This is a genomic window from Spirochaeta lutea (assembly GCF_000758165.1).
Lineage (GTDB): Bacteria > Spirochaetota > Spirochaetia > DSM-27196 > Salinispiraceae > Spirochaeta_D > Spirochaeta_D lutea.
This window is the reverse complement of record NZ_JNUP01000046.1, coordinates 1-5,393: the sequence shown is the minus strand read 5'-3', so window position 1 is coordinate 5,393 and position 5,393 is coordinate 1. Positions and strand designations below refer to the sequence as shown.

Below are 5,393 nucleotides of genomic sequence, written 5' to 3'. Positions count from 1 at the left end.
AACCGACTCTGCGATTCGAGAAAAGCAGAATCCGTTAGAGTTCTTTGAGAGGGTGCTGTCGGTGGAGATGGATGCCCGGGAGGAGCGACGGATTGCCACCTCGATGAAGATCTCCGGTCTGCCCAAGGGACTGTACCTGGAGAACTTCGACTACATGTTTCAACCGTCGGTGGAAAAACACAAGGTGGACTTTCTCGCCACCTGCGATTTCATCAGGCAGAAGGAAAACCTTCTGTTCTTCGGTCCTCCGGGGGTGGGCAAGACCCATCTGGCAACTGGCCTTGCTGTTAAAGCAGTTGAGCTGGGCTATAGCGTGATTTACTATACCGTCGAAGAACTGCTCTCCCAGTTGAAGCGACGAAGTGATACCCCTATTTCCCGACAACGCCGCCAAGCATACAGTAAAAATGCACTGGTGGTTCTGGATGAGCTTGGGTACCAGGCGATGGATCGTCAGGAAACTCACCTATTCTTTCAGTTTGTAAACCTTCGCTACCAGAAGGGATCCGTCATCATTACCAGCAACCGGTCAGTCAAAGACTGGGCAACCATCTTCGCCAACGACCACATGGCGACTACTGCAATTTTAGACCGGTTATTCCACCGCTCACACATCTTCAACATTGATGGCAACAGCTATCGTCTGAAGGACTTTCAATTACTGCAAAAAGGAGGGGTGGAAAAGGAAAACTAAACGGAAGAATTCGTAAAACTAAACGCCGATTCTTTCGTAAATTTCGGCGCTATTTGACACCTGTAGATATCTAGGTATAACAGCCGGTTGTTCCTACCTCGATTGATGCTGCTTGTGCACCTCACAGTCAAAATTGTACATAGTACACGAAACCTTGTAAAACCCGGTAGAACCCGCCACTGGGAGTGGCCCTGGCATCACATCACACTACAGAGGGTGGAGCGGAGAGCAATTTTACAAGGTTTCGTGCACTACAAAAATTGTACATTTCCGCCGAAGATAAGTACCTTAAAACTAAGAGGTTCTCAGTCGGTGCAAACCACCAGTTGAAAATACAATAACAAGATCAACCAAGGGAGCCAATTGTAAAAGTCTTTTGAAAGAACCTTAAGGAGAAGCTATGGCGTATTACATCTCAACTACCCTGAACCGGCCCTTCGACGAAAGTATTGAAGAAGTAACCCGTGCCCTCCAGGCGGAAGGATTCGGCGTTTTAAGCGATATCGACGTCAAGGCAACCATGAAAAAGAAATTGGACATTGATTACCACAATTATCGGATCCTCGGTGCTTGTAATCCGCCCTACGCCCACCGGGCACTTGAAGCAGAACATATGATCGGCACCCTGCTTCCCTGCAACGTCATCGTTCAGGAAAGGGAGGCAGGATATATTGAAATAGCCGCCGTCGACCCGGTCAGCTCCATGGGGGCGGTGAACAATGAGAGCATTATCCCGATCGCAGAGGAGATCCGTCAAAAACTTGAACGGGTTATACAATCGTTAAAGTGAGGTTGTGCGCAGTATAACCTCCCAGATGTACCGAAGGGGATAGACCCAGGTACCCGTACCAGTATTCACGTCGCCCTCCATGAGGCGGCAGGAGGAAATTAATATGGCTATCGATATTGAAGGTATCCTTGGTAAGGATGCACAGGACCTTTTAACCCATCAACCCATCGTATCCAAAGAGCAGCTCCACCTTCCCGGTCCGGACTTTGTCGACCGTGTGTGGGCCATTTCTGATCGTTCTCCCCGGGTACTCCGCAGTCTCGAAACCCTCTTTTCCCATGGCCGGCTGGCAGGGTCAGGCTACCTATCCATCCTGCCTGTAGACCAGGGTGTTGAACACTCCGGTGGCGCCAGCTTTACCGCTAACCCGGCGTACTTCGACGGAGAGAACATCGTCCGTCTTGCGATTGAGGGTGGTTGCAATGCGGTAGCCTCGACCTTTGGTGTTTTAGGTTCGGTTGCTCGAAAGTATGCCCATAAAATACCTTTCATAGTAAAGCTCAACCATAATGAGCTGTTAAGTTATCCCAATAGTCATGATCAGATCATGTTTGGGACAGTGGACCAGGCATACGATATGGGGGCAGTTGCAGTCGGCGCTACCATTTATTTCGGATCTGAAGAATCCAACCGGCAAATAATTGAGGTAGCAAAAGCGTTTTATCGAGCCCACGAATTGGGGATGGCTACTATTCTCTGGTGCTACACCCGTAATCAGGGGTTCGTAACCGGCGGGAAAGACTACCACACCGCAGCAGATCTGACGGGTCAGGCCAATCATTTGGGTGTGACCATCGAGGCGGATATTGTTAAACAAAAGGTACCTACACTCAATGGTGGGTACAAAGCCCTCAACATGGGAGATTCTTCTTACGGAAAATTGGATGAGCGTATGTACACCAGGCTTGCAACCGACCATCCCATTGATTTAACCCGCTATCAGGTCATGAATGGGTACATGGGACGCGCCGGGTTGATAAACTCCGGGGGTGCATCCTCGGGTGATGATGATTTAAAGGACGCGGTTCGAACTGCTGTAATCAATAAACGTGCCGGTGGCATGGGCCTTATTTCCGGGCGCAAGGCATTTCAACGTCCCACCGACCAAGGAATTGACCTACTCCATGCGATTCAGGATGTGTACCTTGCAGATGAGGTCACAGTAGCATAGGGCTCACCGGCTAGGTTGCTAGTAACCAGAACAAGTGGAGGAAATCACATTAAATTGCCGGAGACCAGTATTCTCCGCGTAATCCAAGGGCCACATGCAGCTGGTTCCGCAGCGTCATTCCATTTACTAACAGCACTGTATTCTTCTTAAGCACCGCTGGTGTACCCAATCCAATCATTGGTTCTCTTATAGTGAGGAGTTTCAATAGCCTTTGTACGGTCAAGTTACATTGCTTTATTGAGAGTCATCTCAATAAGCTGGGTAAATTTATCCTAATCATTCTGTTCAAGCATTTAGACAACCTATTTGGGGAGGTGGAAATGGCAAGCTAAATTCCCCCCTTTTTTGGAAAACAAAAGGGACCCACCTGGAGAAAAAAATTATCTCTCCTTCCTTTGTGAAATTCTGTACGAAACACCATCAAGAGAAAATATATGTGCATGATGCAGCAGGCGATCCAGCAAAGCTGTCGTCATTACCTCATCACCAAGCATCGCTGCCCACGAATCAAATCCCTTGTTGGACGTGATGATGATCGATGCGCAAAAGATTGTACAGTATGCCCTATATTGGAGGGTGCAATACGGGTTCAAAGCGGGGGTGGTTTCGCTGGGCTAAGTAGTTACAGATTTTTTACGCTCTACGAAAGGATTTTACATTAACCTTTTTTTCCAACCAAAAAGTCTGGGATTGTGAAAATCATGTGCCCATCAGAATCCACGTCCATAACCACGTGGTATCCGTCGCTCATTTCCAATAACAAATTTTCTGCTTTTTTTGGGGTGATACCAAGGGCTATAACAACATCGGATACTTTTACCTTCCCCCCGCGTCGCTTCGCTAATCTAAAAACCTGAATAACCTGTCCTGTGTTATGTTCTTCGTCGAGCGAAGCAGAGCTTTGCCATGTCAGCTTTTTCCAGTTCCTTGTATGGAGAGAATTCCAAAGGAGTGATGCAGCATGGTAAACAATCACCATGCCGAGCAGCATCCCGAAGGGACCGATTACTAATCCATGCATAATTTTCTCCTTCACTGCCAATATACCATACCCCCCTTTGGTATACAAGCCTGTTATTTTGACAAACTATACGCTGGTAGGGTATATTTTTTTAGGAGCTAACATGACAGAACTAAAACAAAAAGACCTAGATATGCGTTTGAAACGCATTGAAGGCCAGATTGGTGGTATTCGCAATATGATCGCAAACGAGCGCTATTGTATTGATATCCTTACCCAGACAAGCGCTATTAGTTCGGCCCTGCGAAAAGTTGAAGAACTCATTCTTCAAAACCATCTTGACACCTGTGTTATGGAGGCAATCCGTAGCGGAGATCCTCAAATTCAGTCGGAGAAAACCAACGAAATTTTAATGCTTGTATCTAAATTCAGAAAGGGCTAGGTCTGGGAAAAATGGTTTATTAACCGGGTATAAATCGTTGGTGTACAATTCTTTCTGTAAATTAGGTTGAAGAAAGCAGGCCGATCAGGCTCAAATGGTAAGTGACGAAACAAACCATAAGGAGAGCCCGATGGCCTACCAATCAGAGTATACACTTTTAGAGCAAGTGATCCAAATGTTAGCCACCAAGGAAGACAGTAAATTTTCTAAGGTGATAGAAAAGGTAGTGAACGAAGCAATGAAACTTGAGCGAGCCAAAACCCTTCAGGCCGAACCCTATGAGCGGACCGAAGATCGAATGGGCTACGCCAACGGGTTTAAGAACAAAACCTTGGCTTTGGCTACCGGGAAGGTATTACTCAAGATACCTCAAGTCCGCGGACTGGAATTCTATCCCAGCTGTATCGAAAAGGGTATTCGGAGTGAACGAGCCTTAAAACTTGCGATAGCCGAGATGTACGTAAAAGGGGTCAGTACTAGACGGGTTTCAGATATCGTAGAAATCCTATGCGGCACCGAGGTGAGCTCCTCACAGGTAAGTCGATTGGCGAAGGAGCTGGATGAAGAGGCAACATCCTGGCGATCCTCGCCGGTAGGACAAATACAGTATCTCGTGCTCGACGCTACATATGAATCAGTGCGTGTAGGCTCGAAAGTGGTCAAACAGTCCCTACTGATGGCCATAGGCGTCGATTATGAAGGCAAACGTCAGATTTTGGGCACAGAAGTAGCCAATAGCGAAGCGGAGGTAAATTGGCGATCGTTTCTAGAAGGCCTGGTTCGTAGAGGGCTCCATGGTCTGACCATGATTACCAGTGATGACCATGCGGGTCTTCGAGCAGCTATCGATGCTGTGTTTCCTGGAATCTTGTGGCAACGGTGTCAATTTCACTTGCAGCAAAATGCTCGTGGTTACGTGACAAGGAAAGACGATGTCCCGGCGGTAGCGGCGGAAATCCGCAAGGTTTTCAATGCCCCAGATGAACAGAACGCCGAAAGGTACTTGCAGAGCCTGGTAGAAAAGTATGAGAAGACCCAGCCCCGTCTTGCCCAGTGGGCTGATGAAAATCTCCGGGAGGGATTAAGCGTATTTCATATCCCGGAAAACCACAGGAGGAAGTTACGAACCTCAAATTTGGCTGAACGTCAAATGAAAGAAATAAAAAGGCGAACAAAGGTCGTAGGCGTATTCCCTAATGCCGATAGTTTGCTTCGCCTTGCGGCGGCCATGCTGATCGAACAGAACGATCAATGGCAGAATGAAAAACGGTACTTACCCGAGTCTAATGATCGCCCTGCTTTTAAAGAAATTTACAGAAAAAAGGTTGCTTAATC

7 protein-coding genes are annotated in these 5,393 nt (G+C 47.4%); 5 read left to right on the top strand and 2 right to left on the bottom strand.

What is annotated here, in order from left to right; translation table 11 throughout:
- From istB to DC28_RS05210, 3 genes are all read left to right on the top strand, one after another.
- On the top strand, nt 1–694 hold a 694-nt coding region (gene istB / locus DC28_RS05220), incomplete at its 5' end, for an IS21-like element helper ATPase IstB (RefSeq protein WP_037546614.1).
- Nucleotides 695–1,094: 400 nt separating this feature from the next.
- On the top strand, nt 1,095–1,484 hold the full coding sequence (locus DC28_RS05215) for a DUF302 domain-containing protein (protein WP_037546613.1): 390 nt from the start codon (nt 1,095–1,097) through the stop codon (nt 1,482–1,484).
- A 103-nt stretch (nt 1,485–1,587) separates the two neighbouring features.
- Nucleotides 1,588–2,655, top strand: coding sequence for a class I fructose-bisphosphate aldolase (locus DC28_RS05210; RefSeq protein WP_081941973.1), 1,068 nt, complete (start codon nt 1,588–1,590; stop codon nt 2,653–2,655).
- A gap of 380 nt (nt 2,656–3,035) precedes the next feature.
- On the opposite strand, the gene DC28_RS16180 is transcribed toward DC28_RS05210, so the two are convergent.
- Complete coding sequence (locus DC28_RS16180) at nt 3,036–3,248, bottom strand: ATP-binding protein (protein WP_081941972.1); 213 nt, start codon at nt 3,246–3,248, stop codon at nt 3,036–3,038.
- Between the two features lie 65 nt (nt 3,249–3,313).
- A complete protein-coding gene (locus tag DC28_RS05205; protein WP_037546609.1) occupies nt 3,314–3,676 on the bottom strand; it encodes a hypothetical protein in 363 nt (120 codons plus the stop codon).
- Nucleotides 3,677–3,779: 103 nt separating this feature from the next.
- Here DC28_RS05205 and DC28_RS05200 point away from each other — a divergent pair, with 103 nt between their 5' ends.
- Nucleotides 3,780–4,058 (top strand): metal-sensitive transcriptional regulator, encoded by a 279-nt coding sequence (locus DC28_RS05200; protein ID WP_037546607.1) that lies wholly within the window; start codon nt 3,780–3,782, stop codon nt 4,056–4,058.
- Nucleotides 4,059–4,188: 130 nt separating this feature from the next.
- A complete protein-coding gene (locus DC28_RS05195; protein WP_037545877.1) occupies nt 4,189–5,391 on the top strand; it encodes an IS256 family transposase in 1,203 nt (400 codons plus the stop codon).
- Nucleotides 5,392–5,393 lie beyond the last annotated feature (2 nt).

Excerpts from the sequence above, each read along its gene's own strand:
- DC28_RS05200 (WP_037546607.1), top strand. The coding sequence starts at position 3,780 with ATGACAGAACTAAAACAAAAAGACCTAGATATGCGTTTGAAACGCATT.
- DC28_RS05210 (WP_081941973.1), top strand. The coding sequence starts at position 1,588 with ATGGCTATCGATATTGAAGGTATCCTTGGTAAGGATGCACAGGACCTT.
- DC28_RS05205 (WP_037546609.1), bottom strand. The coding sequence starts at position 3,676 with ATGCATGGATTAGTAATCGGTCCCTTCGGGATGCTGCTCGGCATGGTG.
- DC28_RS05215 (WP_037546613.1), top strand. The coding sequence starts at position 1,095 with ATGGCGTATTACATCTCAACTACCCTGAACCGGCCCTTCGACGAAAGT.
- DC28_RS05195 (WP_037545877.1), top strand. The coding sequence starts at position 4,189 with ATGGCCTACCAATCAGAGTATACACTTTTAGAGCAAGTGATCCAAATG.